Origin of the sequence: Pseudofrankia asymbiotica (assembly GCF_001983105.1) — a bacterium.
Taxonomy (GTDB): Bacteria; Actinomycetota; Actinomycetes; order Frankiales; family Frankiaceae; genus Pseudofrankia; species Pseudofrankia asymbiotica.
The window spans coordinates 1-26131 of sequence record NZ_MOMC01000091.1 but is presented as its reverse complement, the minus strand read 5'-3'; the positions used below and the strand labels follow the sequence as shown (position 1 = coordinate 26131).

The window sequence follows — 26131 nt, the reverse complement described above, 5'->3', positions numbered from 1 at the left end:
TCGAGGTGCCGGAGCACGTCGGGGAGCCTGACATCGCGGGCCGACAGGACCACCACGGCCGCCTCGGGCGGGTGGGTATCAGCGTCGCGGGGAGGGTCGCCGGTTGGTCGCGGGCCGTCCTGCGGGACGCTGGGGGCGTCGTCTGCGGGCTGTGGCGCGGACGCTGGCGCGGTCACGGTGGCTTCCTCTCAGCGCCGTGTGGGATGGGGTGGTGTCCCGGCGGGAGGTAACGGGTAACAGCGTGCCGCCCGCCCGAAGCCGCGTTTTCGGCCGTTTCGGGCTGCGGGGGCGGGTCGCGGTTACCTGTTACGGGGTGGTGTTGGTGCTGCTCAGGCGGGGTGTGGGGGCAGCCGGGGGTGTGAACCCGTGGGTTACACCCCCGGCTGGCGGTTACCCCCCGCCGCCGTCGGTCCGGCGCTGTTGGGCGTCGCGGATCGCGGCGATGCGGGCGCCCTTTTGCACCTGGCCGTCGCGGCGGACGGCGACGCTCGGGACGCCGAGCGCGCGTAGCTGGGCGCTGATCACTTCGGCGGTCACGTCGCGGTAGTGCTCCGGGTAGGCGGTCGCGAGACGGGCGGCAAGATCGCTCCAGTGCAGTCCCGGCGCGCCGTCCGCGAACACCGATACCGCATCGGTGAGAACGTCGCGTTCGTCGCGGCGGATCGTTTCTCCGGCAGCTTGCCCGGTGAGCGTTCCGGCGTGGTGGCGCAAYGTCCGACCTAGCGCGGTGAGGTGTTCCGCGTCTTGCGCGTCCGCGAGGAACGTCCGCACGGTCGGACTGGCCTCACTCRCCCCGCGCAGAATCCCGACGCCCTTGTGATCGGCGGTCAGGGTCGACGAATCGAGCCCTTCACTGAAAGCGCCCGCGCCGAGCACAAGGTCTGAGACCTGCCACGATCCCGTGCGTAGTGAGAAACGGACAATGTGGTTGTCGCGGTAGTCCGTGAACTTCTTCGCGACGTCGCCGCTCCCAATCCCGGAGGGCCGTTGCGTGGCACTTCCGATGATGACACCGGCCGCCGGGGCAACCCGGATGAGATAGACGAGCAGGGTGGAGATCTCGGCATCCGCGGCGGGGGTTCCGGTCGCGAAGAACTCTTGGAACTCGTCCAACAGAACCATACGAACCGGCATGCGATAGCGCGGGTCACGGGCGATCTCGCGGGTGAGCTTTCCTTCCGGGACAAGCTCGGCGGGCAGGTCCGACAGGGCCAGATATCGGGCCTGGACGTCGTCACGGATCTCCCGCAACGTGTCGATGAGAATTTCGATCGGGTCGCCGTCGCGGCTCGGCGCCAGACCGAACACCGCCCGATCGGCGATAGCGCGGAAGGGACGCCAATCGGGCTTACCGCCCCCGTCCGCGACAGTGAGCTTCACATAAGGATCGAGTGCCGCGAACAGCCCCAACGCGCGCAGAGAGAACGTCTTTCCTTGCCGTGGCTGGGCACCGACAAGGATCGATTGCCACAGAAGGTCGATCGTGACGAGTCGGCCGCGTTCATCGAGCCCGAACGGGGCGGGGGTCCAGATGTCGGTGGGTTGGCCGCGCAGGATCGGGGTGCGCCCGGCGGGAATGGCGAGCGGGTCACGGTCGGCCACCCACAGCACGTGTCGGCGGTGAGAGCTTGGATCGCGGGTGAGAAAGACCTGACTGACGGCCACGTCGAGCCCGGACGCGATCGCGCCGTGGGCCTTCACCGCGTCGGTGAAACCCTTCCCGTAGGGAAGATCCACGGTGACGCGGGAACCGTCACCATCACGGGCCATCGGTGAACCGAACGTGATGCGCTGGTCATCCTTGTCCGCGCCCAGCTTCGCCGCGTAGTAGGCGCGCAACACGATATCGGCGGACAGCTTGCGGAACCGTGGCGCCACGACCGCCGGGGCGATCAGCGGGCGTCCCGCCGGACGGCCCGCATAGGCAAGCCCGGCCACGAGCGGTAGCCACAGCGGAAGCCAACCGGGCCGCGTCGGCGGACCGAGCACCGACCCGAACACGGCCAGCACCGTCAACGCGCCGCCGGCGACGGCCAGGGCGATCACGGTGCGGCTGCGGCGGGTGGCGCGAACCTCACGGTCCAGACGTAGCCACACGGCCGCATCGCGGCTCTCAGCGGCAGCCTGACGAGCCGGAACGGACTCGGCGTGTGCCCACCACCGGCCGAACCGCACGGCGAGCCTCCCGGCGCCGATGACGGCCGATTGGACGATCACCAGCAGGTACCACGGAGCGCGCACGGCGTGATAGGCGCTGGCGTGCGCCCACCGCCCACCGACGTGCCGGGCGGTCGCGGTGAGCTGGTCACGGCGCAGGCTTGGCGGGATCACCGGACGCCGGGTGACGTCGCCCGCCCCGAGCGGGGCGGGATCGACCGGTACCGGCGCATCGTCCGGCGGCGGATCGAGTGCCCATTCGAAGCTACGGTCACGCCCACGGATGGTGTCGAGTTCGGCGAGTACAGCGGGGATATCGGGAACCCAGCCGGATCGTTCGGCGGGCACGGGGAGATGGTCTTCGGACATGGGGGACTCCGCAAAAGAAGGGGGGTGGGGCGCGCCCCGCCGAGGGGACGGCGGGGCGCGCTCGTCTGCGAAATAGGGTTTAGCTCCAGTGGATCGGGAGCGACCGGAAGAAATCCCGGATAGCCGTCCCGACGTCGGTGAGCGTGGGGACGAATCCCGAGCCCGCCCAGAACCAGCCGAGCAGAATACACACGAGCGGCACGAGGCTACGAGCGCGTAGCCGGGGCGCGATCAGAGAAACGATGAGCAGAAGTCCGAGAAGAATGACAATCGTCGTCTGCATAACGGACTAAACCTCACCCTCGGTGTCGTCGGGCGATGTGGCGGTGTCGGTCATGTGTGCCGGGATTTCGACTCCGGCGGCCGTGGCCCACTCGCGGTAGGCTCCGCGCCATTGCGCGTGGGTCTTCTCGCGGTACTCGCGGATAAGGAGGAACGCCGCGTCCACGACGGCGTGGGCTTCCTCGTCGTAGGCTGGCATGGACATGAACGCTTGGTGTAGAACCTCGGTGGCCGCGTAGGTCGCCATGTGATCGTCGTGGGCCTTCTCGGACCGCAACTCCAGATCAGCCAAGGTCAGCGGCCCAAGGTCGGCGGCCGGGCGCTCGTCGTGCGTGAATGACATGACTGCCCTTTCAAAGAGACAGAAAAGCAGGGATGGGAGTTAGCGGGTGGTCAGGGCGATAACCTGCGGTGTGAACCGCGCGGCGGACACCAGAAGCCACACCACGGCGAGCCACACGGCCGCACCGGCCCGGCGCGCCCTGATGCGGGACCAGGAGATGCCGAGAATCAAGACGGTTTCCAGCAGCCACCACACGACGTCCGAGAACAGCAGTACCATTCCCGGGCACCACGCGGCCGTGGGCACCGCGAAGAACGGTTCTAGCCCGATGGCGAGCCTCACCGATCCCGCCCCCGGCGCACCACGAAAACCGCGCCATAGACCAGCCCGGCGACGACGAAGAACGGGCCAACGGCCGTGAGGGCGTGGCTGGCGAGATACGACAGGAACAGCAGGAACAGATACAGCGCGGAGACCACCGCGGACCAGCGGAAAATCCGTCCCAGCAGAGACGGCCGGTACACGTACCGAGGCATAGCAAACTCCCGACATGCGAAGAGAGAAGAAACGGGTTTGGCGTCGGCCGCGGGGCTTCCCGGTCGGCGTCGCCACGACCACTTTCCCCAACTCGCCAGGAAAAGTCACGGGAAAAAGCTCGGCGAATTCACGGCGTCATTTCGGCGTGAATATGAAAAGAAAGCGGTGCCCTTTCGGGGCTACCTCGGCGCGGACACGGCGCCTACCCGGTAACCGRCACCCGCCCGGTACGGACTCGGTGCGGACTCGGTACCCGCTCGGCGCGGACGCGGACCGCCACGGACTCGGCGCCCACTCGGCGCCGACTTGGTACGACTCGGCGTTCCGACGTCGCTAGGCGGCCAGCGCAGGCAAACACAGGCAAACTGCATCCACGGACGCAAAACAGGCTTCACAGAGCGCAAGCGATGAGCGACGATGCAGATCAGCCGCACACGCGGCCAGCACCACACCCACTAGCCCAGGAGACGCGGCAACCAGCCATGATCCCGATCTTGTCCGTCAGTCCCCGGGTCGTTGACGAACTCGTGAGCTTGATCAGGCTTGGGGAGGCCAGCCCGACGCAGCTGGCGCGCCGAGCCCCGGCCCTCGTCGTCAGCCTCGCCGGACGGCGCGCCCCCACCGCCGCCCGCGACGCGCACGCCAAGCTTGTCGACGCGGTCGACTCCCTGCCCGATGACGCCCAGTACGCGGCCCRCACGCTTCTCGCGCTCGAAGGGAAGCCACGGACCACCCTCACGAGCCGCCGAGCCCTGATCGCGAAGCGCTACGGCATCAGCATCGACCGCTTCGCGCGCGCCTACGAAGAGGATGTGATCATCGAACTCGTGCTCGCAGTCGCCGAGCGCACCGACCCCGACGCCACCCTCCCCGCCGCCTACGCACCCACCCGCCGCCCGCCATCCCTACGCAGCTTCCGGCGGGTCGCCCCCTCGGGCATACATGAGGCCCTCCGCACCATGGCCAACCAGACCATGCGCGCGGAGGGCCTCACCTGTGCCCGACCGCGAGGCCCCCGGACCCACCGACGCACACCACCACAGCTCTAACCAGCGCTTGCAGGGTGCTTGCAAACGCAAGCGGCAACACTCCCGCCCCGCCACTACATCCGAGACACTTGCTACCGCTCGCTGAAGCAAGCACGTCCCACGACCCCACGCGCAACAGTCCCCGACGTCAGGCTTCCCACGCGCCGCCGTCTCCAATGGAGATATCCGCGAACGGCGATTCATCCTCGCTCTCGTCGTCCGGGCTCACTCCGGACGGAAGCGCGCGCTGTCGCTTCTGGTACTGCTCGGTGATCATGAAATGCGCCAACAGGCGCTGACCCTCCGGCAACCGATCCGCATCGCCCGCGATCCGCTCGCGCGCCAGATCCTCCCCACCCGTTCCTATGGCCATCGCTCAGCCCCTAGACACGAGGACACGAGCCTCAAGCGGCAGGCTACGGAACCAAACCCAGTAGCCAGGCTCGCCCGGCTTGGGCGCGCTCGGAACCGACTCACCCGCCGCACGGGCAGCGTCCCGCGCGGAAAGAGCGCGCTGCCTGTCGTGCTCGGTGCGCGGCGGAATGGGGATATCGGACTTCGCCGGAGGGTCGCTGATGTGCCACCGAAGAATCGCCGGCAGCTCAGACAGGATTCTGACCATGAGCGGTCCCGATCATCGCCGTCAACGCGCTCTCGTCAAGGTAGGTGGCCGGGCGTTCATGCCACGGGTGCAGCGCGCGCAGCCGCTCGGCGACCCGCGCGACGATCACCGGATCGGTGCTGTACTCGATCACCGGCGAGCCAGGCAGACGCGCCGGGGCGGGGACAACTTCAGGCACGGGCTGTACCTCCCGCGTGGGTAGCACCATGGCGTCGCTGAAGGCTCCAGGCTCCGCGACGACCGAGCCCGGGAACTGCGCCCACACGACCACCCCGCCGGACTCCGCCCTGTAGGCGTYCCACCGCGTCGCGACCGCCTCAACGATCGCCAACCCCCGGCCACTCTCGCTCTCCTCGCACGGGTGCCGCGCGTGTAGTTCGGTAGCGTCCGGCCGACTCCAGACCTCCACCGCGACTAGATCATTCCTCGCGGACAGCCGTACGGCGATGAACTCGTCACCCGGTTGGCTCGCCCGTACGGCGTTGGTCACCAGCTCCGAGACGACCAGCTCCGCCGTGGAGATCGCGTCCGGGTCGATGGACCACTGCCTGAGGGTCTGAACGGTCCGGGCGCGCACGACCGGAACGGCGGCTGGCGTCACGGGCAGCCGGGTAACGGCCGGAGCGACGGCCGCGCGGACGCCGCTCACACCGGAGGTTGGAAGCCGAACTCCGGCTTCCGCTCAGCGGCAGCAACCGCGCGAGGGAGCACGACAGCCCGCGACACTGGCCCGGCATCGTCGGCCGTCAGGCCGTCAAGCGCGCCGCACGTCGCGTCCGCCAGCCACTCGTTCAGCACCTCACGCGCCTCGCGGGTGTCCTCGTCCACAAGCACCGGCTCGCCCGATCGAGTGCGGACCACGTCCGCCGACGGTAGATCAGAGACGGGGCTCTTCCCGTCTTCCCAGACCCGCACCCGCGTGACGCGCTCGCAGACGGCCAGAACCGCATGGGCAATCTCCACCGGGGGCAGCTCACCCGGATAGACGAACGGCGTTTCGATCTCCGCCCCGGTGTCATGATCAAATCTCWGGATCATCATTCCGCCCCTGCTCGCCCCGGCACGTAGCAGGCACCCGAACCGGGAGGGATCGCGCCTACCTAGCCCGGATGCCTGGCCAAGCGTGCCCCCACTGCGTCGCTGGTAGAAGGCGTTCTAGCGCCACCTGTGATCCCCTGTCGTCCGCGCGCATCTCGCAGCGTGGACACCACGTCCACCATGCGCGGGGGTCGGTACGCTGGGTGTGTCGGAAGGTGCGGATATGCCGGACATGGACATAGGCGACCGGATCAAGCAGATACGGCACCGCCGTGGGATGACCCAGGACGAGCTAGCTGAGCGGTCCGGGGTCCACCTCGACACGATCAAGAAGCTAGAGACCAAGATCCGCACGGGCGCACGAATCTCGACTCTTCACGCTCTCGCGCGGGCGCTAGACGTCCAGACGTCTGATTTGCTCGGTAACGGTGTCGAGCTGGACCCTGACGACAACGGGGACGCTGCCAGCTTGCTCGCCATGCGCCGTGTCCTGGTACCCGCGTATCCCGCGCCGAGCGTCACGCCCATGTCCGATGTAGAACTCCGGCAGGCCGTTGTTGACTGCGTCCGCCTTTATAGCCGGTCGAAAATCAGTCCACTGCTCGCGATCTTGCCGGACCTTCTCTCGCGCGGCGAGCATTCTGACGGYGAACAGAGCGACCTGGCGACGCTCTATATCCTGGCCTGTCAGGTACTTACGCATCTCCGACATGAAGRTCTTGCCGGAGAAGCCATCCGTCGGGCCGTGGGAATCACCGAGACCATCGGAGACAAGGTCCTTTACTCATCTGCGATCGATTCGCTGGCGTGGATATTCGTACGACAAGCGCGTTTCGATGACGTCGAATCCATGTCGCTGCACGTGGCCGAGGAGATAGAGCCGAAATTCGGCCGGTCAAATCCGGACGAGCTGGCCGCGTGGGGTAGGGCCCTTGTCCGCGCATCCACTGGCGCGGCCAGGAACAACAAACCGGAACGGGCGGACGAGCATCTAGCCCTAGCCCGATTGGCGTCCGAACGAATGGGGTCTGACCTCCAGCGGCACGGAGTTTACTGGATGAGCTTCGGGCCTCACAGGCTCGCGACCGCCACCATAGAGAACGCCGTCATGGTGGGAGACCACGAACGGGCGCTAACGCTTGCCCGGAACGGTATACCCGTGATTCAGGGTGAGCAGTACCTAAGGCATCTACTCAACGTATCGGAAGCCCAAATAGCCACCGGGGAATACGCGGGAGCCCTGGACACGATCAAAGGTGTTCACGGCACGTCATCTGACTGGCTGGTACAACAGCGCTCCRCCCGCAGGCAGGTTCGTGACCTTCTCGACATCGTGAGCACCAAACGGGCGCGTACCAGCGGGCTCGCCGCCCTGGCCGCCGAGATGCACATCCGGCCCTGACGTTCACCGCGTCGGAGTGGTCCACGTTCCTGGCGGGCGTCCCGGTGGGTGCGTAGAAACGCTTGCAGATGCGAGCACCCTGCAAGCGCAGACGGCGGCGGCCGGTAACCCTGGTCAGGGTTACCGGCCGCTAGATGGAGCCGTCTAGCGCGTCTGGTCAGTCGTGACAGATACAGCGGCCGTGGCGCGCCGCGTCCAGCATTCGCCCCAAGGCGACCACACCGGCGGGATCCGCACGGGTAACCAGATCAAGAATGCGGGTACCCGTAGCCGCGTCGGGCGCCGCCATGATGAGTTCGTACATGGCCATCTGATGAGGCGTCAGGCCACGGTCCGGTACGCCGTCCGTGCTCGGCGCCCAACCAGCCGGCGGCCGTGTGGGCGCTTCCGCGCCGGCTGGGTTCTCCCGGAAGACGAGCACCACGTCCGTGGCCGATGGCGAGCCGACGCGGTAGCGCAGGTACACCGCCGGGGGGATCGCGTTCGCCAGCGTCACAAGGTCGCGCGTCGTGGCGCSCGACCGGACAGTTAGCTCGTACAGCCCGCCGCCGGGCGTCGCCAGCTCTACCGGGTTCCACCGGCGCTCAGGCCACGTGGGTAGGTCATCGGGCGGGATACTGGGCATGGGTCACCCTCCTGTCTCGACACAGGCGTGTGATCAAGGTCGTTGGCGGGTGTTCCAGCACCCGCCAACGACCGCCAACACTCCAATGATACATCCGTGCGATGCATCATTCGGCGTTCCGTAAGATCACGCCGTGACCGACGAAGACCCCTTGCTCGGGTACGCCGACATGGCCAAGATCGCTGGCATCCTCCCGAGCACGCTGCGCGGTTACCGCTCCCAGGGACGGATGCCGCCCCCCGACGACGACTCAGTACCCGACCGGCCACGCTGGCGCTTGTCGACCTTCCAGGCATGGATGCGTGACCGGCCCGGCCGCGGACGAAGCCTCAACCCCCGCCCACCGAACGACGACAGCTAAACCGCACCCAGCGGGCTCCCGTCATGTCGGTCAGGCCGCGTCGCTGGCCGTCGCGGGAGCATGACCGGGTCATGCCCCTGATGGCCGACGCGGAGGAGGTCGAGCGCGCCCACGAAGAGTCGCGACAGCGAAGGGTCGGGAGGGCGGAGAGGTCGCCGGGAGATCAGTCTGTCGTGCGCTGCCTCGCAGCACAGGAGATGCCCGGACCTGCGCATGTAGATCGCTTGTAACTGCTAGCGGCCAGCCCGGATGGCTTGGATGATGAGCCAAAGACGTGATCGCCAGGTCATCTGGCACATCGTGCTTGCCAGAACAGAAACCTGCGCACCTGGCGAGCCAACCTGCATCCAGTCGAAAGGCGGTAGGCCAAAATGGATCTGGCCAGTAGAGCGATCACCGAATAGCAGCAATCAACGCGATATAGGGCTTCAAACGGGGGCAAAATGGCGAGTGGTGGCGGTGCGCCCGGTGGCGGTGCGCCCGGTGGCGGTGCGCCCGGTGGCGGTGCGCCCGGTGGCGGTGCGCCCGGTGGCGGTGCGCCCGGTGGCGGTGCGCCCGGTGGCGGTGCGCCCGGTGGCGGTGCGCCCGGTGGCGGTGCGCCCGGTGGCGGTGCGCCCAGTGGCCTACTAAGGAACCTTAGCCGTTCAGAACAAATTATAGCCGGCGTACTTTCCGCAGTGATAGCCGGTGTATTTGCCATCGTAGGGGTTCTAATCGGTGGCGGCGGGAACCCCGGTGGTCCTCAATCTACGGCGAACACTCTCGCCACTATAAATCCTTCGGACGCAAAGGCTACGTCCGTCACCGCACCCCCAGGGGGCGGGGTACTCATCGACAATAGCCGCCTGAAGGCAAGTTTGGATGTCTACTCGTCATCCTATTACGTAGCCCAAAATGCGGTAGCCGACGTCTCGAAACTCGCCGATTTGTGCTCCCAGGTAGGCGACGATCAATTCTGGCGCTCCGATAAAATCGCACCCGGCGATACAAATAAGTTCGCCCTCAACATTACCGCAAAAAGTGATGTAGTAATCAACTATGGCCGAGTGAATATAGCTTATCTTGAGAAGGGTGAGCCACTCAAAGGCTTCCATTTTGGTTGCGCAGGTGGTGCGGATTCGGAAATTTTGGTCAATGTTGATCTAGACGCGACACCCCCAAAGGTCACCTACATGCAGGATCACGAGGATGTCGCAGTTCCACAAATTAGCCTAAAATCCGGGGATACCGCGACAATCTATCTGGTCTTTTTTCCGAGAGATCACTTTGTTACCTGGAGTGCATCCGTACAGATCTTCGTCGATGGCTCACCATTTTCTATAGATCTCGGCAAGCATCGCGTCACTCCTCTTGGTTATGAGAATCCTTCATGTTACTACTCGCCGGTTCAAGGTGGTTTTGAAAAGATTTGCCAATAAGGAGTGTTCGTCAAGTTCGCGTGATCTAGCTTGGGCCGTGGCCAGCCTCGACATCTGGCCGTGGGGAGTGAGCTACAGGGTTTGATCGGTTCCCTGTTGGGCGCCGCCGAGCGCTACCACCTCGTACCCGGGAGGAGGAGGTGCGCCACAAGCGCACTCCCGATCAGGGGGACCCGCTACGGCGGGTCCCCCTTTTTGTTGTGCTAGGCAAATGAGGTTCTCCCCGTTTGCCAGCCGTATGCGCAAGCGATCTATACTTTCGCGGCAGTTTGGTAGCCACTCGCGGCTCCCGCCGATACTAGCCTGCGGGCCTGGAAGTGYCCGCCTGAAATATTTGGACAGTGGCGTAAGTGTTGCGTCGTCGCGTGCCAACCTAGACAATAGCGCCGTGACCATGACGCCGATAGCATCCTTGCGCTGGCGGTCAAGTTCGACAGCAGTCATCTTGCTATTAGGTCCGACATAGAAGGCGACTGTCCGACCAGCCGCGTAGCACGGTTCTCCAGTTACAAGTTTCGGTCCTATGGTGGCAATGATGGAATGCCACGTGCCCACATCTGCGACGCAGACGATTCCCGGCATTTGATCGGGAACTTGCGTAGCGAGATTATCAAACTCAATGATTGCCTCCTCAATCGAGKCCGCGGCGGGCCTCCTCTTCTCGGGCCATGCGTGCGAATGTGCGAGCATTCCGTAGTAGATCTGCTCACCTGGTGCAATGGCTGTCATGTCATGCAGGAGCTTACTGGTCTCAAAGAATGACCTTAGGTGGGAACGGCGAAGGGTGATCTTGCATTCAAACGCGGCAGCAACGCCAGCGGCTAGATAAACCTTCTTGCCGATCAGGCCCAACGGATAGGACGGCGAGAGTACCAGAATGTCAAGCTGGCGACTCATCTCCCCTTTAGAATTTATTAGCCGTCCCTTGGTTACGACGTGGTAGTTCGCGGGAAGCCAGCTACGGAGAAGTTGCGCCCAGCTTTCTTCGCCTTGGTCGCCAGCCGTGCCCGGGTCCTCTTTAACCCGATTTTGTATTCGCGCATACTCACTGGCTATGTCGTCGGACATTTGGTCGAGAAATACTTGAAGGTCATGAGGGACGACGTCTCGACCGTTCTCCCGCATTTATTTCCCCGATCGTTTCAAAAGTTGGTGGCGTCACACAGTCCGAAGCTTAGTGATCGGGTGCGACAGAACGCCTCGKCCCCACGCCTCAGCCCGCCAAGGCCCCGTCTCCCTCGCCGGCCACAYCGGCCCGGTGTGGTGGGTAGCGTTCTCCCTGGACGGCGCCCTGCTCGCCACCACCTCGGACGATCAGACAGTCCGGCTGTGGGCGATCACCTGATCTCAGCCGTCATCCATGGCTGGATGCGCACGGCTCCGCCCGAGTCAGCATATTTTATCCGTTTCGGGCGTGTGTACAACCCGACTTGAAACGGTCGTTGTCGACGTAGACCACGTGYGGCGCGGTGATGACCTGCTTGGCGATCTCGTGGACGTTCCCCTGAGTGGGCAGCCCGGTACCGATGTCGAGGAACTGGTCGATGCCCGCACCAGCGAGCCACCGGGTCGCCCGCTGCAGGAACCGGCGGTTCTCCCAGACGACGTCGTGGGTCACGGTCCGGCCGAGCGCGGCGTCGACCTTGGCGGCGGCCGCCCGGTCGACCTCGAAGTTGTCCTTGCCACCGAGGAAGTAGTCGTACATGCGCGCCGGCGTCGGCTGATCGGTCCGCAGATCCGCGGGCTGATCACGCGGCGCGTCGTCGGGTGCCGCGGACGTGAAATCCCAGCTTGTCATCGTTCCGCCAGTCGAGAGCCAGGCCCCGGACGGTCCCGGCGACCGCGGTGGCAAGTGGGGCATGCCGACCATATCGGCAGGATGTCCGCCGACGGAGTCATCCGCCCGCTCTAAGCGACGCTACTTCGCGACACACAACGTTCCACCCCGGTCTCGGCCCGACCACCGTCATACGCCTGTGCCCAGTACCACGCGGGGAGGGCGCCCAGCGCCCGACACGGGGCTAGCGCGTCCAGCGCCTCGCCCCGACAGGCACTCCGCGGCCCCTGGCACGGACCTCCGACCCCAACCGAACCATCTGACCGACGCTATGAACCACCTGACTGGCTCGGCAGGCGCATACTGGAACCAATGACAAGGCCTGCGGCACCGAAGCGCCACTTGCCCACCAGCCCCTTCAAGGCGCCGGTCACTCCACGGTGCGAACAGTTCGCCCTCGGGGACCGGGTCATCCACGACACGTACGGCCTCGGCCGGGTCATCCGTGTCGAGGAGGAGATCGCCGTACTCGTCGATTTCGGATCCCGGCAGGTCCGCATCCCGAGCCCCTTCAGCAAGATGTCCCATCTCTGACGCCTACGACGCCGAGCGACCTCGATCTTCGGAACCCGAGGTCGCCCAGCTCCGTCAAGGCCGCGGACGGCTTCGTCCGCGTCCCGGGCGGCGTCCTGCCGGTCGTTCCGTTCGACCGCCACGTCCTGAAAGCGAGACCGCCCCATCGACACGACCACGAGCTCTCTCTTCTCCGCGCTCGAACCAGCGCTCGTCGTCCCGCCGCGCGGTGCGCGGCCGCTGACGACCGGGCTCTTCCAGACGCCCGACTTCGGGCCAGCGGATGCCGATTCGGCCAGTGCCGAAGAGCCCAGCGCCAAGCCGGCCACGGTCACCTCGACCACCGTCGGAGCGGCCGGCCTCGGCGCGCCCGTCGCGGAAGGCTCCCCAGCCGTGGAGCCCCGTCGTCCCGCCGTCGATCCCCGCCGCCGCCGGACTCGGCCCCGCCGGCCCTAGGCCAGGCTCCGGCCAGTTCCTGATCCATCGGTGCGCCGCGCATTGTTGATCAGCGCGTAGCGCCCTTCGCGTGGCCAAGGGCCGCCAGGTCCCATCCGTTGGCGATGGCCTGGGCGGCGGCCGCGAGGTCATCGACGCCCTCGGCGAGCTCATCGGGCCGGTCGGTGCTCAGATCAAGGTGGAATCCGTACAGGCTGGAGTCGACGAGCCGGACGATACGGCCGACCGCCTCCGGCGAGGCTCCGCAGCGGACGAGATAGTCCCCCAGAGCCCGCACCCATCGCTCGTTCGCCTCCCTGACGATGGTGGCGAAGCGCTCCTGGCCGATCAGCCCGGTTGCCGCGGCCTGCACGTAGATGTCCGTGCACCGATGGAGCGGATCCCGCTGGAGGGCCGCCCACAGGGCGTTGACGCCCGCGCGCACTCCGGCGGCCCCGGGAAGCGCGTCGACGGCGGCGACCGCCCTGTCCTCCGCGCGCGTGACGACAGCCGCGACAAGCTCGTCACGGTTGCCGAAGTGGTAGATGAGCATCCGATCGCTGGTGCCGATCGCCGCGGCGACGGGGCGGAGCGTCAGGCCGATGAGCCCATGCTCGAACACATGGTCGGTTACCTGGTCGAGYAGGTCCTCTCGGCGCCCCATGAGGCCCACATAGTAGGGGTGTAGCAGTCGCTACATCCGGATGTAGCGACTGCTACACTTGTAGCGTTCGCTACATCCGGAGGCATGTCATGTACGCAGCCTTTGCCCTGCTCATCGCCGCGATCGGCAGCGAGGTCGCGGCCTCCGCCCTKCTTCCCCGAGCGGACGGCTTCAAGGACCCGTTGTGGTCCGCGGTCGTGCTGCTCGGCTACGGCCTTTCCATCTGGCTGCTTGCCCTCGTGGTCCGGACGATGTCGGTGTCGGTGACCTACGCGATCTGGGCGGGCATCGGCACCGCGGCGGTGGCCGTCGTCGGGGTGTTCTTCCTCGGCGAGGCGATGTCCTGGGCGAAGGCCGTCTCGCTCGCGCTGATCATCGCCGGAGTGATCGGCCTGAACCTGGTCGGCGCCTCGGGATCCGCCGCCTGAGCGCCGCCTGAGCCCTGCGTGCGCCGAGGTGGATCCGTCGGCCGACGCCAGAGCGGAACGGCCAGCGATGACGATGACGATGGCGATGGCCGACGCGATGGCCCGACGCGATCCACGGCATTGCCGGCCCCGGTTTCGCCCGTTGTCAGCCCACTGATGTAGCACTGGTCCGTGCAGCCTCTATCGGTCATCCTCGTCCACCGCGACCAGCCGGAGCGTCTCGTCGACACGATCGACGCGTTCCGTGCGCAAGACGTCCCTGTCAGGATCACGGTCGTCGACAACGGATCAGTGGCAATGCCGCCGGTCGAGGCCGCTGATGTCGCGGTCGTGCTGGCCGGCAGCAACCTCGGGTTCGGACCCGCGGCCAACGTCGGCTACCGTGCGTTCCTCGCCGACGAGAACGCGGGGGAGTGGGTGGTGCTCGCGCCGCACGACGCCCTGCCCGAGTCCACCTGCCTGAGCCACATGCTGGGCGTGCTGGCGCGGCGGCCACGAGCGGGGCTGGCGTGCGCCGACGTCGGCGACGGGATGACGCCGGTCATCGACCCGTACTTCGGCGGGATCCTGGTGCCCGGGAGCGTCGACGAGGGCTGGCAACCGGTCGGCCACCCACACGGCACGCTGATGTTGGCCCGGCGCGCGTGCCTCGACGAGATCGGCATCTTCGACGAGCGCTACTTCGCGTACTGCGAGGAGGCGGACCTCGCGCTACGGGCGAGGGACGCCGGGTGGGAGTCCGGGCTCGTGCGCGGCGCGATGGTCAAGAACCCGTGGGTCGGCTCGACCTCCGCGGCCATCGACTACCTGCAGCTTCGCAACACCCTGCTGCTCGTGCGGGAGCACTCCGGCCGCTACCACGCGTTCATCCGCTTCTGCGTCGCGCTGTGGCACCTCGCCTCGGGCATGGTCGTCCCGGCCCGGCGCGGCCCCTACTGGAACCTTGAAGGACGCCTGAGAGGGCTCGTGGACTTCCTCCGCGGGCGCTACGGCCCTCCGCCTCCGCACCTGCTCGTCAAGCGCTGAGACGCCTCCGCCGCCGTCTCCGCGTTCCTGTGGGGACGGCGGCGGAGCGCAGGCCTTGCGGCCCCCCTACGGGCTTACGGGCTTACGGGACGAGCGTCGGCCAGCTGTCGCCCTGGGGGAGGGGCTGGCGGAACAGCCTGGCGGCGTTGCCGCCGGCGATCATCACGGCCTCGTGCCGTGGGATGTCGGCGAAGCGCTTGCGCAGGAGGTCCTGCGAGCCCGGCCAGGTCGAGTCGGCGTGCGGGAAGTCCGTCTCGAACAGGATGTGGTCGACGCCGATCATGTGGCGTTGGTCGAGCGTGCCGGGGTCGTCGAGCATGCAGAAGTAGAAGTTCCGGCGCAGCGCCTCGCTCGGTGTCACGTCATGTGTCCACGGCGAGCCGCCGCTGCCGGAGTGCGCGAGCACGTAGTCGAGGCGGTTGATCGCCATCGGCACCCAGCCGATGCCGCCCTCGCTCAGCGCGATCTTGAGGTTCGGGTACAGCGCCGGGATGCCCGCCCACACCCAGTCGACGGCGGCGCAGAACGCGCCCGCGGGGAAGAGCGACGTCTGCACGTTCAGGCCGCCACCGGGCGAGCCCTGCAGGACGAAGCCGCTCGCGCCGCAGTGCAGCGAGATGACCGTGTCGGTCTCCTCGCAGGCCTTGAAGAACGGCTCCCAGTGCTTGTGGTTGGTGATCGGTGGGAGCTTGAGCAGGTGCGGTGACTCAAGGAACGACACCGACGTGAAGCCGAGCTCGGCGTTGCGCCGGATCTCGTCGGCGGCGACCTTCGGGTCCTTGAACCAGGGCAGCTGCATCGGGATGAAGCGCTCCGGGTATGCGCCGTGCCATTCCTCGAGCAGCCAGCTGTTCCACGCCCGGACCGCGGCGAGCCCGACCTCCTCGTCGTTGTTCATCGACAGCACGCGGCCGGTGAAGCCCCATGCCCCGGAGGGGAAGCACAGCGACGCCCAGATGCCGTCGAGATCCATGTCCTTCACCCGCGCGTGGACGTCCCACGCGGCCCGGCGCATCTCGCTGAAGTTCAGCGGGTCGAGCGTCCACTCGGACTTCGGGCGCCCGGCTACGACGCTCATCCCGTTGTCGCGATAGAGGCGGTCGCGGTAGAGCCAGGCCTCCGACCCGTCCGGCGTCGTGATCACCTGAGGCGCCCAGGGGCGGAGCTTCTCCGGGAAGCGCTTGACGAAGACGTCGGCGGGTTCGGTGAGATGATCGTCCACCGAGACGATCGAGTAACTGCGTTCCTGCGGCTCGGGGTCTGGAAGCAGCTGCCAGTTCGGCCTCGGCATCGTGTGCTCCTGGTTCTCGCCGGTCGCCTTCGGCGCAGTTGTTCGCGAGCGTTTACTCTCTACGATCCTAGTCGCACTCGCGTCGCGAGGGGCCGCCTCGAACGGGCGGCAGGGTCCGAGGCCGTGCGGGAGGCGCGGCGGCGGGCGAACGGTGTAGGGCCGCCGAAGCGCGCGGAAGATCGCGCCGAGCCCCGGAGGCGCCTGGCGCTCCGAGGGTCTGACCCCGGCGGCCTCAGACCGGGGGGGTTCGGATCAGGGGGCCGTTCGGCTGTCGCCGGCGGTCAGCGGACCGAGCGGGAGGCGGACCCGTATCACGGTGTCGCCGGGCCGCGAGTCGATGTCGATCATGCCGCCGTGACGTTCGGTCACGATGCGCCGGGCGATGTCGAGCCCGAGCCCGGTGCCCTTGCCGACGTCCTTGGTGGTGAAGAAGGCCTCGAACGCGCGTGCCGCCACCGCCGGCGGCATTCCGGGGCCGTCGTCGCCGATCTCGACGATCACGCCGTCGCCGTCGCGCCGGGTGGACAGACGGAGCGTCCCGGCGCCGTCCATCGCGTCGATCGCGTTGTCGATGAGGTTGGTCCACACCTGGTTCAGCTCGCCGGCGTAGGCGTCGATGCTGGGAACGTCGGCCCCGTACTCGCGCCGCACCCGTACCGCCGGGGTGAGTTTGTGCTGGAGCATCATCAGCGTGCTTTCCAGGCCCTGGGTCACGTCAACGTGCTGCATCGACGCCTGGTCCATGTGCGAGTACGACCGCACGGCGCCGACCAGCTCGGAGATCCGCCGCGTCGACTCCCCGATCTCCGTCAGTAGGCGGGGCGCGTCGAAGGTGCTCGCGACCCATGCGAACGCCGGCGCGACGGGGGCGTCGTCGAGGGCGTCCTCGACCTGTTCGCACCAGTCGGTGTCCGCGCCCGCGGCGGCCAGCGCCGATGCGACGGTCCACTCCTGCTCAACCCCGCGGCTCGCCAGCCACGACGACAGGGCCTCCTGCCGGTCCGAGAGATCCAGCGGGTCGACAGGCGCGGGCAGCGGCACGACCGCACGCCGCAACGTGTCCAGCTGAAGGAACTGGCCGGCCGATATGTCCTCGGCGGCCAGCTGGCGCAGCGTCGACAGCAGCGTCTCGCAGACGGTCCGCAGCGCCTGCGTGGCGCGCACCGCCGCCGCGGCCGGGTTGTTGATCTCGTGGGCGAGGCCGGCGGCGAGCGTGCCCAGCGTGACGAGCGCGTCGCGCTGGCGGACCGTCGACTCGATGGTGCGCGCCGTCCCGAACAGGCCCTGGATGAGATGCGCGCCCAGCGGGAACCAGGCGTCGCAAAGCCGGYGGAGCTCCGCCGACGGCACCCGGAACACCCGGCCGGCGGTGGCCGCGCGACCGGTGGCGAGGTACACGCCGTGTTCGTCCCAGGCCCGGAAGCCGCCGGCCCACCGACCGGGCTCGTTCATCCTCCCGATCACGGACTCCTCGCGGCCCGTGAGCCGGACCAGGTCGATGGAGCCGTCGACCAGAACCCACCAGAAGTCGGCGTGCTCGCCGTGGCGGAACAGTTCCATGCCCGGGGTCGTCCGTACCTCGGTGCCCGCTTCGAGCAGCTGCCCGAGCTGCGTGTCGGTCAGGCCCTCCAGGATGCGCAGACCGCGCAGTTCGGTGACCAGCATCAGCCCAGGCCCAGGTATCGGTGGATCACGTTGATGGCCATCGCGCCGTCGCCGACGGCCGACGCGACCCGTTTCATGGACTCGAGCCGCACGTCGCCGGCGGCGAAGACGCCGGGAAGGCTGGTCTCCAGCGCGAACGGCGCCCGGGCGTGGGGCCACCGGCCCGCGAACGCCGGCGCCATCAGGTCCTGACCGGTGACGACGAAGCCCTGGCCGTCCCGGGCCACCGCCTCGCCGAGCCAGTCGGTGCGCGGCGAGGCCCCGATGAACACGAAGAGCCAGTTCGATGCGAGCTTGTCCTCGGCGCCGGAGACACGGTCGGCGATGGTCAGCGACTCCAGGTGCGTGTCGCCCTGCGCGGCGACGACCTCGCTGCGGACGCGCACCTCGATGTTCGGGGCGGAGACGATTCTCGCGATCAGATAGCTCGACATCGTGGCCTCCAGTGAGGGACCGCGGACCACGAGGACGACTCGGCTGGCATAGCGGGCGAAGTTCAGCGCGGCCTGGCCGGCCGAGTTCGCGGCGCCGACGATGACGACGTCCTCGCCCTGGCACTGCGGGGCGTCGCTGGCCGTCGCTCCGTAGTACACGCCACGGCCGGTGAGCTCCGCGAGACCGGGCGCGTCCAGCCGCCGGTAGGAGACCCCGGTCGCCACGATCACGGCCTGCGCCTCGATCTCGCCACCGCCGTCCAGCAGGGCGGCGTGCACCGGTCCACGCGTCTCGATGCCGGCGACGCCGCGCGCGAGCACCATCTCGGCGCCGAAGCGCGAGACCTGGGCCACGGCGCGATGCGCCAGGTCGGAACCGGTCAGGCCCTTCGGGAAGCCGAGGTAGTTCTCGATCGCCGCGCTCTGCCCGGCCTGGCCGCCGGGCGCCTCTCGTTCGACGATGACGGCGCTCAGACCCTCCGACGCGGCGTACACGGCCGCCGCCAGACCCGCCGGCCCCCCGCCGATGATGCACACGTCGTACAGGGGCTGATGAGCGTCGGTGCGCAGCCGCAGTGATCGGGCGAGGTCGAGCGTGGACGGCGCGCGCAGCGGGTCGCCGTCCGGAACGAGGACCAGGGGCAGACCCTCCGTGGCCCCGGCGGCCCCGGCGGCCCCGGCGGCCCCGGCGGCCCCGCCGGCCCCGGCGGCCCCGCCGGCGAGGTCGAGCAGGCGCTGTGCCTCGGCGTCCCGTTCGATGTCGTACCACCGGTACGGGACGTGGTTGCGGGCCAGGAATGTCTTCACCTCGTGGCTGCCGCTCGACCAACGATGGCCGACGACCCGCACGTCCCCGGTCTCGTCGGGATTGGCCCGGCGCCAGTCGGTGAGAAGGTCATCCACGATGGGGAACAGCCGTTCCCGCGGCGGGTCCCAGGGCTTGAGCAGGTAGTAGTCGAGCCCGATGTCGTTGATCGCTTTGATCGCGACGTCGGTGTCCGCGTACGCGGTCAACAGCAGGCTCTTCGCGCCCGGGGCGTGGTGACGGGCCTGCTCCAGCAGCGCGATCCCCGTCATCCCGGGCATCCGCTGGTCGGCGACTATCAACGCCACGCGCTGCTCACGAAGAGCGAGCCGTGTCAGGACCGTCAGTGCCTGCTCGCCCGACGTCGCGACGACTACGCGGTACTCGCCTCCGTACTGATCGCGCAGGTCCCGACCGATCGCCGCGGAGACCTCGAGATCGTCGTCCACGGTCAGGATGGTCGGCTTGCCCATGAGATCACCCAGTCAGCGGTCTGCGGCCCGCGAGGGATGTCCCGGGCATGGCGGAGGTTCAGTGCGCGACAGCCCCCGCCAGGGTCCCTGCCGCGCCGTGCCACGGTGGCTCGGGCGCCCGTCACGACATCCCGGCAGGAAGGGGACCGTCGGCAGCAAAACTACCGGCTGGGGCGGTCGGCAGGTGCCCATTTACGGCGAGCGTGACCTGCCGTTTCGGCCGCCTCGGTGTTCCGCTCAGGGGGCGAGCAGCGAACGTGCGTCATCGGTGTCGAGGCGCACGCGGCCGTACCCGGTCCGGACGAAGGCCTCGACCACGTCGATCTCGAGCATCGCCCACTGCCCGCCGAGGTCGAACAGGTCACCGGTGGGGTGCCGCTCGGCGAAGTGGCTGGTGAGGGGGGCCGCGTCCGCCGCCGGCACTGCGGCGACCCAGCCGCCGAAGGCGACCGAGACCCAGCGGGCCTGCTCGGTCACCGGGCCGCCGAGGCCGCAGAACTGGAAGCGGCAGGCCTGGTCGTCCGCTTCGAGCAGCTGGCCGATCGCGCCAGGCGCGAGCATGAGCAGACGATGGGCCGCGCCCGTCGGCCAGCCGGCGTACAGGTCGGCGATCTGCTCGACGCCGGTCGCGTGCTCGGCCGGCGAGGGGTCCTCCCGCCGGTCCACGGATCCCGTGTCCGTCTCCGTGACGGTCTGTTTGACGGGTGCGCCCGGGATCGGCGTGCCATCGAGGCGGCGACTGGTGAAGCGCAGCCCGTGGGCGACCCGGCCGCCCCAGAGCGCGAGGCTGCCGTAGTCCGCGGCCGCGGTCAGCGCCCGCGCGGCCGCCACAAGCTCGGCGTGGTGCGGGACGGCACCGCCATCGGGAAGACCCGTCATCCGCTCCACCATGACCTCCAGTAAGGCTTCCTTGATATTAGGTTTGCCTAACTTAATGGAGCGAGTCGGGCGTCACAAGCCCGTGGCCAGGCTCGGCCGGGGCCTCGACCCCTCCGCCCGGGTCGCCAGGGCCGACCGACCGACGTGTCTCGACGTCCTGGCACGCTTGGGCTTCTCGCGACGCGGGCGCCTCGGCCGCGGCCGTCGCCGGCCTGCTTGCGGCGCGACGGCCGCGCCCTATAGTTGTGTTGAATGTCCGCCTCGTCACGGAAGCGGCCTACTGTTCCACTGGCCCGGTCTCGCGTCGGCTTGTCCGCGTGCGGCGTCTGCTGGATCAGCTCGGCGCTTGGGTGCGGCCCGCGGGCGTCGGTTGGCGAGCGTGGCGGACAGCCCGCGGACCTTCTCATCGAACGTGGAGGCCGTCATGGTGGCAGCGTCGGGGCGGCGGCGACGCTGGAACGCGGACGACGTTCCTGACCTGACCGGGAGAACGGCCGTCATCACGGGCGCGAACTCGGGGATCGGTTTCGAGGCGGCCAAGGTGCTCGCCGCGCGGGGCGCGACGGTCGTGCTGGCGTGCCGCAACCCGGCCAAGGCGCGGGACGCTGTGGACCGCATCCGGGCCGTCGCCCCCGAGGGGGACGTCTCCACGCTGGAGATGGACCTCAACTCGCTCGCCTCGGTGCGCAAGGCCACGGACGCGCTGGTGGCCGAGCGTCCCGTCATCGACCTGCTCATCAACAACGCCGGCGTGATCATGCTGCCCTATGGGCAGACGGAGGACGGCTTCGAGCAGCACTTCGGGATCAACCACCTCGGCCACTTCGCCTTCACCGGGCTCGTGCTGAACGCCGTCCTGGCCGCCGACGCGGGCCGGATCGTGACGGTCGGCAGCAACGGGCACCGGATGGGGAAGATCGACTTCGACGACCTCGCCTTCACGCGGGGCTACAAACCGCTGCGCGGCTATGGCCGGTCGAAGCTCGCGAACCTGCTCTTCTCCTACGAGCTGCAGCGCCGGCTGGAGAAGGCGGGCGCGCCGGCCCGGTCCCTCGCCGCRCATCCGGGCGGCGCGAACACCGACGCCGGGGGGTTCGGCGGCGACAGCCCGGCGAGGCGGAAGGTCAAGCAGGTGATCGACCGCGTCCCCAACCCGATCGTGCACTCCGCGCACAAGGGCTCCCTGCCGATCATGCGCGCGGCGGTGCACCCGGCGGCGGAGGGCGGCCAGTACTACGGTCCGTCCGGGCTGCTGAAAATGACCGGACGCCCCGTCCTGGTCACCTCCAACGCCGCGTCGCGCGATGCCGAGGCCGCGGCGCGCCTGTGGGAGCACTCGGAGCGGCTGACCGGCGTGACCTACCCGATCTGACGCRGTAGTTCCCTCACCGAGCCGCATTCCGCACGTCCRTCCGTCCCGCGGGTCCCGCGGTGGTTCTGTCGTGACGCGACCATCGGGGCCCAATGCCGCATCCCTCTCCGCGCTCTCCGCGGTGCCTACGACCGTCGCATGAGCTGTCGTGAGCTGTCCGCCAGTTCTCTGAATCCGGGCCCGAAACGTGGTTCCCCGGGGCGTCCGCCCGCCCTGAAATGACTACAGGGGGTGACTTCACGATTCCTTCTGGTAGCGACGGGAGTGCCCGTGTACATCGGAAGACGCGCCTGACCAGCCCAGATGAAGACATCCGCAAACTGCTTTGTTTGAGCCGCGTGGTGGGCGGGGTAAAGCTCCCAACACACGACGGGTGATCGTCGAAAACACTCCGTCCACCTGGAGGAAACAGTGCTCTGGACCATCATCGCCTGGATCGTGCTCGGTCTCATCGCCGGTGCGGTCGCACGCGTTCTCGTGCCCGGCCGCGACCCCATGGGTATTGGGGCGACCATTCTCCTCGGTATCGTCGGCTCGTTTATCGGCGGATTCCTGGGATACCTTCTCTTCGGCAAGGACCTGGGCGAGGGCGCCCTGCAGCCGTCCGGCATCATCGGGTCCATCATCGGTGCGATTCTCGCTCTGGTGATCTACCGGGCCGCCAGCCACCGTCGAGTTCTGCGGTAACAGCGCTCTCGCGGTAACGGGCCTCAACTGGCGAAGGAAGGACACCGACCGCTGGGCGCTCGGACCTGGTCAGGCCCCCGCTCGCGGCTGTGTCCACCTGACACGGGCGGCCGGCGCATCCTCTGCGATGCGCCGGCCGCCCGTCGCCATGCCGGCGCCAATGGGCTGAGAAAGTCCGGCCGCGGCCGCGGCTTCCGGTGGCTCGACGGGCCACGGAAAGGCGCTTTGAGCGGCGGATCTGGTAGGACTTGACGTGGCCTGACAGGACCCGGCATCGCCGGGGTAGGGAGGGAGATCGATGGCCGACGATGAGCTGGGCGCCCTGGCGAAAAGCACGAACTCGGCGATGATCGTCGTGACCGCCGCCGCCGAAGGGGAACGTGCCGGCTGCCTGGTCGGCTTCCACGCCCAGTCGAGCATCACTCCGCCCCGGTATTGCGTGTGGCTGTCGAAGGCGAACCACACCTACCGGGTAGCGCTGCGCGCGACGCATTTCGGGCTGCATTTCCTCGCCGCCGAGGACCACGCGACGGCCGAGGCTTTCGGATCGCTCACCGGTGACGAGACCGACAAGTTCGCCGGGCGGTCGGTGCTGTCCGGCCCAGGGGATGCACCCCTGCTGACCGACCTTCCCAACCGGCTGGTGGCCAGGCGGCTGTGCGCCCTGGATGACGGCGGAGACCACGTGTGCTTCACCCTGGAGCCCGTCGCCGCCTCACTGAACGGCCCGTTCGCCCCGCTGCGCCTGTCCCAGGCGCTGGACATCGAGCCCGGCCACGGCAACACCGAGCGCCCGGCGCCGCCGACCGAGCGGGCCGCCGGCCCGACCGCCGGCTGACTGACTGACCGGCTGACCAGTGGTCTGTGGTCAGTGGCCGGGGAGGCGGACCACGCTGACGAAGAAGTCGTCGATGTGCCGGACGACGTCGACGAACCGGTCGAAGTCGACGGGCTTGGTGATGTAGGCGTTGGCGTGCAGGTCGTAGCTGCGCAGCACGTCCTCCTCCGCCTCGGACGTGGTCAGCACGACCACCGGGATGCGCCGCAGCTTGTCGTCCGACTTGACCTCGGCGAGCACCTGGCGGCCGTCCTTGAGCGGCAGGTTCAGGTCGAGCAGGATCAGGTCGGGCCGGGGCCTGTTGGTGTACTCACCCTCACMGCGCAGGAAGTCCAGCGCCTCCACGCCGTTGCCGACGACGTGGAGGTTGTTCTTGACCTTGTAGTCCGCGAACGCCTCCCGGGTCATGAGCACGTCGCCGGGATCGTCCTCGACGAGGAGCACCTCGATGGGCACGGCGGGCTCGGGAAGCGGGTTCGTCACGCTGCTCCTTCATGTGCGGCGACCAGGGGTGCGATGGCATCCGTGATCTGCGGGGTGGAGACGCCCGCCTCACTCCTGGGAAGAGTCCAGCGGAACGTCGTGCCGGAGTCCCTACCCGCATCTCCCCTATCCGTATCCAACCAGATCGTCCCACCGTGGAACTCGATGATCTTTCGGACGAGCGCCAGGCCGATGCCGGTTCCCTCGTAGGTTTCCCGCCGGTGCAGGCGCTGAAAGATGACGAAGATTTTTTCGGCGTAGTCGGTCTCGATGCCGATGCCGTTGTCGGAGCAGGACAGCTCCCAGGCGTCGTCCCGTTCGGTGACGCCGATGTGGATCCGGGGCTTCTCCGGCCCCTGGAACTTGATCGCGTTGCCGATCAGGTTCTGGAACACGGCCGCGAGCAGCGTCGGGTCACCGGTGACGGTGGGCAGCTCGTCGGAGGTGACCTCGGCCTCGGTCGCCTCGATCGACGTGGCCAGCGCCAGCTTGGCCCTGGTCAGCACCTCGCCGAGGTTGACCTGCACGAACGCCTCGGTGGTCCGCCCGACCCGGGAGAACGCCAGCAGGTCGTTGATGAGCTTCTGCATCCGCTTCGCTCCGTCGACCGCGAAGTCGATGTACTGCTGGCCGCGATCGTCGAGCTGGTCGCCGTACCGCCGTTCCAGCAGCTGGCAGAAGCTGGCGACCTTGCGCAGCGGTTCCTGCAGGTCGTGGGAGGCGACGTAGGCGAACTGCTCCAGGTCTCGGTTGGATCGGCGCAGCGCGTCGGCCTGCTCCTCCAGCTTGGCCGCCGCCTCCCAGACCGTGCCCAGCTCATGGACGAGCTGCAGCCGCATGTTCTCGACGTGATCGGCCAGCTCGGCGACGTCCGGCGGCCCGATCCTGGCCACCGTGTGGTCGAGCTTCCCGCCGGCGACGGTGCGGGCGTCCTGCCCGATCCGCTCCAACGGCCCGGTGACCCAGACCCGCAGCGCGCGGCCGATGCCGGTCATCATCGCCGCGAGGGCGACCCCGATGATGATCATGATCGCGACGAGCTGGCGCATCGTGGCCGATACCCGGTCCCGGGCAGCCGTCGCCCGGACGGTCAGGTCGGCGTCGAGGTGGTCGGCCGCGACCCGGATCGCGTCGAACGCCGGCTTGCCGATGTTCACCGGATCGATGGAGCGGGCGGCGGCCAGGTCGTCGCGCTGGGCCGCCGCCGCCACCGGGTCGGCGTACTGCCGGTGCCAGTCGGCGACCCGTGCGCGCAGCGCGCCGAGGTCATCGGCGAGGCCGGGCCGGCCGCCGACGAGCTGGTCGAGCCGGGCCAGGTGGCTGTCCTGGTCCCGGCGGCCGTCGTCGTACGGCTCGAGGGAGGTGGCGCTGCCGTCGAGGAGGTAGCCGCGCAGGCCGGTCTCCTGGTCGACCAGGCTGGTGATCAGCTGGGCGGACCGGGTCCTGGCCGGCGAGACGAGGTCGGTCCGTTCGTGGATCGACCGTTCCAGCTGGACCAGGCTGGTCGTGATGAGGCCGACACCGGCCAGCAGGACGATGGACGCCACGGTGAGCGCCGCCGCCAGCCTGCGCCGCAGCGGCCACGCGCGCGCCTTCGCTCTGAGCCGCCCGCTTCGGCCGGGCCTGTCCTGGCCGGGGCCGTCTCGGCCGGGCCCGTCCGGGACCGGTGTGGGAGCGTCCGTCGGCGGGGGACTCGTGATCGCCGTGCCGGCTGCCTCAGTCATGGTGTCGGCCCTCTCAGGAGCAGCAGGGCGACGTCGTCGGTGAGTGGTCCGCCGTTGCGTCGTTCGATGTGGTCGATGAGGACGTCGGGGAGGGTGTCGTCGCCGGGTGGTGGGTTGATGGTGGCGATTTCGGTGAGGACGCCGTCCCAGCCGAGTCGTTCGCCGGTGGGGCCGTCGCGTCCTTCGAGGAGGCCGTCGGTGGCCAGGAGGAGTTCCCAGCCGGGTGGTAGGGGGACGGTGACCTGGTTGCTGGTGACGTGGTCGAGGACGCCGAGGGCGGGGCCGACCTCGTGGTCGGGGAGTGCGGTGAGGTGTGGGTGGAGGAGTGCGGGGGGTGGGTGTCCGGCCAGGCGCATGCCGAGGGAGGCGCGGTCGGGGGCGACGGCGAGGGTGCAGACGGTGGCGAAGAGTTCGTCGTTGGTGCGTTCGCTGACGAGGATGTCCTGGAGGTAGGT

At 68.2% G+C, this 26131-nt stretch carries 30 protein-coding genes; 11 read left to right on the top strand and 19 right to left on the bottom strand.

Annotated elements, in window-relative coordinates; all coding sequences use genetic code 11:
• Positions 1-390 precede the first annotated feature (390 nt).
• The 5 genes from BL253_RS34385 to BL253_RS34365 form a co-directional block, all read right to left on the bottom strand.
• Positions 391-2526, bottom strand: a complete 2136-nt coding sequence (locus BL253_RS34385; RefSeq protein WP_076821814.1) for a cell division protein FtsK — start codon at positions 2524-2526, stop codon at positions 391-393.
• A 79-nt stretch (positions 2527-2605) separates the two neighbouring features.
• Positions 2606-2809 carry an ABC transporter permease gene (locus BL253_RS34380; RefSeq protein ID WP_076821812.1) on the bottom strand — a complete coding sequence of 68 codons (204 nt, stop codon included), beginning with the start codon at positions 2807-2809 and terminating at the stop codon, positions 2606-2608.
• A 6-nt stretch (positions 2810-2815) separates the two neighbouring features.
• Positions 2816-3151 carry a hypothetical protein gene (locus tag BL253_RS34375; RefSeq protein ID WP_076821811.1) on the bottom strand — a complete coding sequence of 112 codons (336 nt, stop codon included), beginning with the start codon at positions 3149-3151 and terminating at the stop codon, positions 2816-2818.
• 39 nt (positions 3152-3190) lie between these two features.
• Positions 3191-3370, bottom strand: coding sequence for a hypothetical protein (locus BL253_RS34370; RefSeq protein ID WP_131831652.1), 180 nt, complete (start codon positions 3368-3370; stop codon positions 3191-3193).
• Positions 3371-3429: 59 nt separating this feature from the next.
• Positions 3430-3627, bottom strand: coding sequence for a hypothetical protein (locus BL253_RS34365; RefSeq protein ID WP_076821807.1), 198 nt, complete (start codon positions 3625-3627; stop codon positions 3430-3432).
• A gap of 528 nt (positions 3628-4155) precedes the next feature.
• On the opposite strand from BL253_RS34365, the gene BL253_RS34360 reads away from it, so the two are divergent.
• Positions 4156-4677, top strand: coding sequence for a hypothetical protein (locus tag BL253_RS34360; RefSeq protein ID WP_131831651.1), 522 nt, complete (start codon positions 4156-4158; stop codon positions 4675-4677).
• 127 nt (positions 4678-4804) lie between these two features.
• Here BL253_RS34360 and BL253_RS34355 read toward each other — a convergent pair whose 3' ends face one another.
• The 3 genes from BL253_RS34355 to BL253_RS34345 all read right to left on the bottom strand — a co-directional run bounded on the left by BL253_RS34355 (position 4805) and on the right by BL253_RS34345 (position 6319).
• Entirely contained in the window at positions 4805-5029 is a 225-nt protein-coding gene (locus tag BL253_RS34355; protein ID WP_076821803.1) for a hypothetical protein, read from the bottom strand.
• A gap of 229 nt (positions 5030-5258) precedes the next feature.
• The gene (locus BL253_RS34350; RefSeq protein ID WP_274535297.1) at positions 5259-5879 is read right to left on the bottom strand and encodes an ATP-binding protein; all 621 of its coding nucleotides are present in this window, start codon (positions 5877-5879) and stop codon (positions 5259-5261) included.
• 44 nt (positions 5880-5923) lie between these two features.
• Positions 5924-6319 carry a hypothetical protein gene (locus BL253_RS34345; RefSeq protein WP_076821799.1) on the bottom strand — a complete coding sequence of 132 codons (396 nt, stop codon included), beginning with the start codon at positions 6317-6319 and terminating at the stop codon, positions 5924-5926.
• Positions 6320-6539: 220 nt separating this feature from the next.
• Between BL253_RS34345 and BL253_RS34340 the strand changes: the two genes are divergently transcribed.
• Complete coding sequence (locus BL253_RS34340; RefSeq protein ID WP_076821798.1) at positions 6540-7718, top strand: helix-turn-helix domain-containing protein; 1179 nt, start codon at positions 6540-6542, stop codon at positions 7716-7718.
• Positions 7719-7875: 157 nt separating this feature from the next.
• Here BL253_RS34340 and BL253_RS34335 read toward each other — a convergent pair whose 3' ends face one another.
• Complete coding sequence (locus BL253_RS34335) at positions 7876-8214, bottom strand: hypothetical protein (RefSeq protein ID WP_131831650.1); 339 nt, start codon at positions 8212-8214, stop codon at positions 7876-7878.
• Positions 8215-8476: 262 nt separating this feature from the next.
• Here BL253_RS34335 and BL253_RS34330 point away from each other — a divergent pair, with 262 nt between their 5' ends.
• Both BL253_RS34330 and BL253_RS43130 read left to right on the top strand, forming a co-directional pair.
• The gene (locus tag BL253_RS34330) at positions 8477-8704 is read left to right on the top strand and encodes a MarR family transcriptional regulator (protein ID WP_076821796.1); all 228 of its coding nucleotides are present in this window, start codon (positions 8477-8479) and stop codon (positions 8702-8704) included.
• A 443-nt stretch (positions 8705-9147) separates the two neighbouring features.
• A complete protein-coding gene (locus BL253_RS43130; RefSeq protein ID WP_076821793.1) occupies positions 9148-10122 on the top strand; it encodes a hypothetical protein in 975 nt (324 codons plus the stop codon).
• 72 nt (positions 10123-10194) lie between these two features.
• Here the strand turns inward: BL253_RS43130 and BL253_RS45620 are convergent, their stop codons facing one another.
• Positions 10195-11190, bottom strand: coding sequence for a DUF6602 domain-containing protein (locus BL253_RS45620; protein ID WP_420801746.1), 996 nt, complete (start codon positions 11188-11190; stop codon positions 10195-10197).
• 109 nt (positions 11191-11299) lie between these two features.
• On the opposite strand from BL253_RS45620, the gene BL253_RS44970 reads away from it, so the two are divergent.
• Positions 11300-11467 (top strand): WD40 repeat domain-containing protein, encoded by a 168-nt coding sequence (locus BL253_RS44970; RefSeq protein ID WP_274535295.1) that lies wholly within the window; start codon positions 11300-11302, stop codon positions 11465-11467.
• A gap of 54 nt (positions 11468-11521) precedes the next feature.
• On the opposite strand, the gene BL253_RS34310 is transcribed toward BL253_RS44970, so the two are convergent.
• Positions 11522-11920, bottom strand: coding sequence for an SAM-dependent methyltransferase (locus tag BL253_RS34310; protein ID WP_476644132.1), 399 nt, complete (start codon positions 11918-11920; stop codon positions 11522-11524).
• A gap of 381 nt (positions 11921-12301) precedes the next feature.
• On the opposite strand from BL253_RS34310, the gene BL253_RS34305 reads away from it, so the two are divergent.
• Complete coding sequence (locus BL253_RS34305) at positions 12302-12493, top strand: hypothetical protein (protein ID WP_071054376.1); 192 nt, start codon at positions 12302-12304, stop codon at positions 12491-12493.
• Between the two features lie 484 nt (positions 12494-12977).
• On the opposite strand, the gene BL253_RS34300 is transcribed toward BL253_RS34305, so the two are convergent.
• Complete coding sequence (locus tag BL253_RS34300) at positions 12978-13529, bottom strand: TetR/AcrR family transcriptional regulator (protein ID WP_241835396.1); 552 nt, start codon at positions 13527-13529, stop codon at positions 12978-12980.
• A 131-nt stretch (positions 13530-13660) separates the two neighbouring features.
• Here BL253_RS34300 and BL253_RS34295 point away from each other — a divergent pair, with 131 nt between their 5' ends.
• Positions 13661-13999, top strand: a complete 339-nt coding sequence (locus BL253_RS34295; protein ID WP_076821786.1) for a DMT family transporter — start codon at positions 13661-13663, stop codon at positions 13997-13999.
• 171 nt (positions 14000-14170) lie between these two features.
• Complete coding sequence (locus tag BL253_RS34290) at positions 14171-15025, top strand: glycosyltransferase family protein (protein ID WP_076821784.1); 855 nt, start codon at positions 14171-14173, stop codon at positions 15023-15025.
• An 82-nt stretch (positions 15026-15107) separates the two neighbouring features.
• Here the strand turns inward: BL253_RS34290 and BL253_RS34285 are convergent, their stop codons facing one another.
• From BL253_RS34285 to BL253_RS34270, 4 genes are all read right to left on the bottom strand, one after another.
• Positions 15108-16316 carry an amidohydrolase family protein gene (locus BL253_RS34285; RefSeq protein ID WP_076821782.1) on the bottom strand — a complete coding sequence of 403 codons (1209 nt, stop codon included), beginning with the start codon at positions 16314-16316 and terminating at the stop codon, positions 15108-15110.
• A gap of 252 nt (positions 16317-16568) precedes the next feature.
• Complete coding sequence (locus BL253_RS44965) at positions 16569-17981, bottom strand: sensor histidine kinase (protein WP_076821780.1); 1413 nt, start codon at positions 17979-17981, stop codon at positions 16569-16571.
• Complete coding sequence (locus tag BL253_RS34275; protein ID WP_076821779.1) at positions 17981-19693, bottom strand: NAD(P)/FAD-dependent oxidoreductase; 1713 nt, start codon at positions 19691-19693, stop codon at positions 17981-17983. The genes BL253_RS44965 and BL253_RS34275 overlap by 1 nt, the downstream gene beginning before the upstream one ends.
• 237 nt (positions 19694-19930) lie before the next feature.
• Positions 19931-20572 carry a hypothetical protein gene (locus BL253_RS34270; protein WP_076821821.1) on the bottom strand — a complete coding sequence of 214 codons (642 nt, stop codon included), beginning with the start codon at positions 20570-20572 and terminating at the stop codon, positions 19931-19933.
• A gap of 424 nt (positions 20573-20996) precedes the next feature.
• Between BL253_RS34270 and BL253_RS34265 the strand changes: the two genes are divergently transcribed.
• The 3 genes from BL253_RS34265 to BL253_RS34255 all read left to right on the top strand — a co-directional run bounded on the left by BL253_RS34265 (position 20997) and on the right by BL253_RS34255 (position 23469).
• Positions 20997-21944 carry an oxidoreductase gene (locus BL253_RS34265; protein ID WP_076821819.1) on the top strand — a complete coding sequence of 316 codons (948 nt, stop codon included), beginning with the start codon at positions 20997-20999 and terminating at the stop codon, positions 21942-21944.
• 411 nt (positions 21945-22355) lie between these two features.
• Complete coding sequence (locus tag BL253_RS34260; RefSeq protein ID WP_076821777.1) at positions 22356-22631, top strand: GlsB/YeaQ/YmgE family stress response membrane protein; 276 nt, start codon at positions 22356-22358, stop codon at positions 22629-22631.
• Between the two features lie 298 nt (positions 22632-22929).
• Entirely contained in the window at positions 22930-23469 is a 540-nt protein-coding gene (locus BL253_RS34255) for a flavin reductase family protein (protein WP_076821775.1), read from the top strand.
• Positions 23470-23499: 30 nt separating this feature from the next.
• On the opposite strand, the gene BL253_RS34250 is transcribed toward BL253_RS34255, so the two are convergent.
• From BL253_RS34250 to BL253_RS34240, 3 genes are all read right to left on the bottom strand, one after another.
• Positions 23500-23952 (bottom strand): response regulator, encoded by a 453-nt coding sequence (locus BL253_RS34250; RefSeq protein ID WP_076821773.1) that lies wholly within the window; start codon positions 23950-23952, stop codon positions 23500-23502.
• Positions 23949-25676 (bottom strand): sensor histidine kinase, encoded by a 1728-nt coding sequence (locus BL253_RS34245; protein WP_076821772.1) that lies wholly within the window; start codon positions 25674-25676, stop codon positions 23949-23951. Before BL253_RS34245 ends, BL253_RS34250 begins: the two co-directional genes overlap by 4 nt.
• A partial coding sequence (locus BL253_RS34240; RefSeq protein ID WP_131831649.1) for a PP2C family protein-serine/threonine phosphatase occupies positions 25673-26131 on the bottom strand: 459 nt, incomplete at its 5' end. The genes BL253_RS34240 and BL253_RS34245, both read right to left, overlap by 4 nt.

Bases quoted from the DNA above. Each gene is read 5' to 3' on its own strand.
- BL253_RS34380 (WP_076821812.1), bottom strand. From the start codon at position 2,809: ATGCAGACGACGATTGTCATTCTTCTCGGACTTCTGCTCATCGTTTCT.
- BL253_RS34375 (WP_076821811.1), bottom strand. From the start codon at position 3,151: ATGTCATTCACGCACGACGAGCGCCCGGCCGCCGACCTTGGGCCGCTG.
- BL253_RS34370 (WP_131831652.1), bottom strand. From the start codon at position 3,370: ATGGTACTGCTGTTCTCGGACGTCGTGTGGTGGCTGCTGGAAACCGTC.
- BL253_RS34365 (WP_076821807.1), bottom strand. From the start codon at position 3,627: ATGCCTCGGTACGTGTACCGGCCGTCTCTGCTGGGACGGATTTTCCGC.
- BL253_RS34355 (WP_076821803.1), bottom strand. From the start codon at position 5,029: ATGGCCATAGGAACGGGTGGGGAGGATCTGGCGCGCGAGCGGATCGCG.
- BL253_RS43130 (WP_076821793.1), top strand. From the start codon at position 9,148: ATGGCGAGTGGTGGCGGTGCGCCCGGTGGCGGTGCGCCCGGTGGCGGT.
- BL253_RS34285 (WP_076821782.1), bottom strand. From the start codon at position 16,316: ATGCCGAGGCCGAACTGGCAGCTGCTTCCAGACCCCGAGCCGCAGGAA.
- BL253_RS34275 (WP_076821779.1), bottom strand. From the start codon at position 19,693: ATGGGCAAGCCGACCATCCTGACCGTGGACGACGATCTCGAGGTCTCC.
- BL253_RS34270 (WP_076821821.1), bottom strand. From the start codon at position 20,572: ATGACGGGTCTTCCCGATGGCGGTGCCGTCCCGCACCACGCCGAGCTT.
- BL253_RS34255 (WP_076821775.1), top strand. From the start codon at position 22,930: ATGGCCGACGATGAGCTGGGCGCCCTGGCGAAAAGCACGAACTCGGCG.
- BL253_RS34245 (WP_076821772.1), bottom strand. From the start codon at position 25,676: ATGACTGAGGCAGCCGGCACGGCGATCACGAGTCCCCCGCCGACGGAC.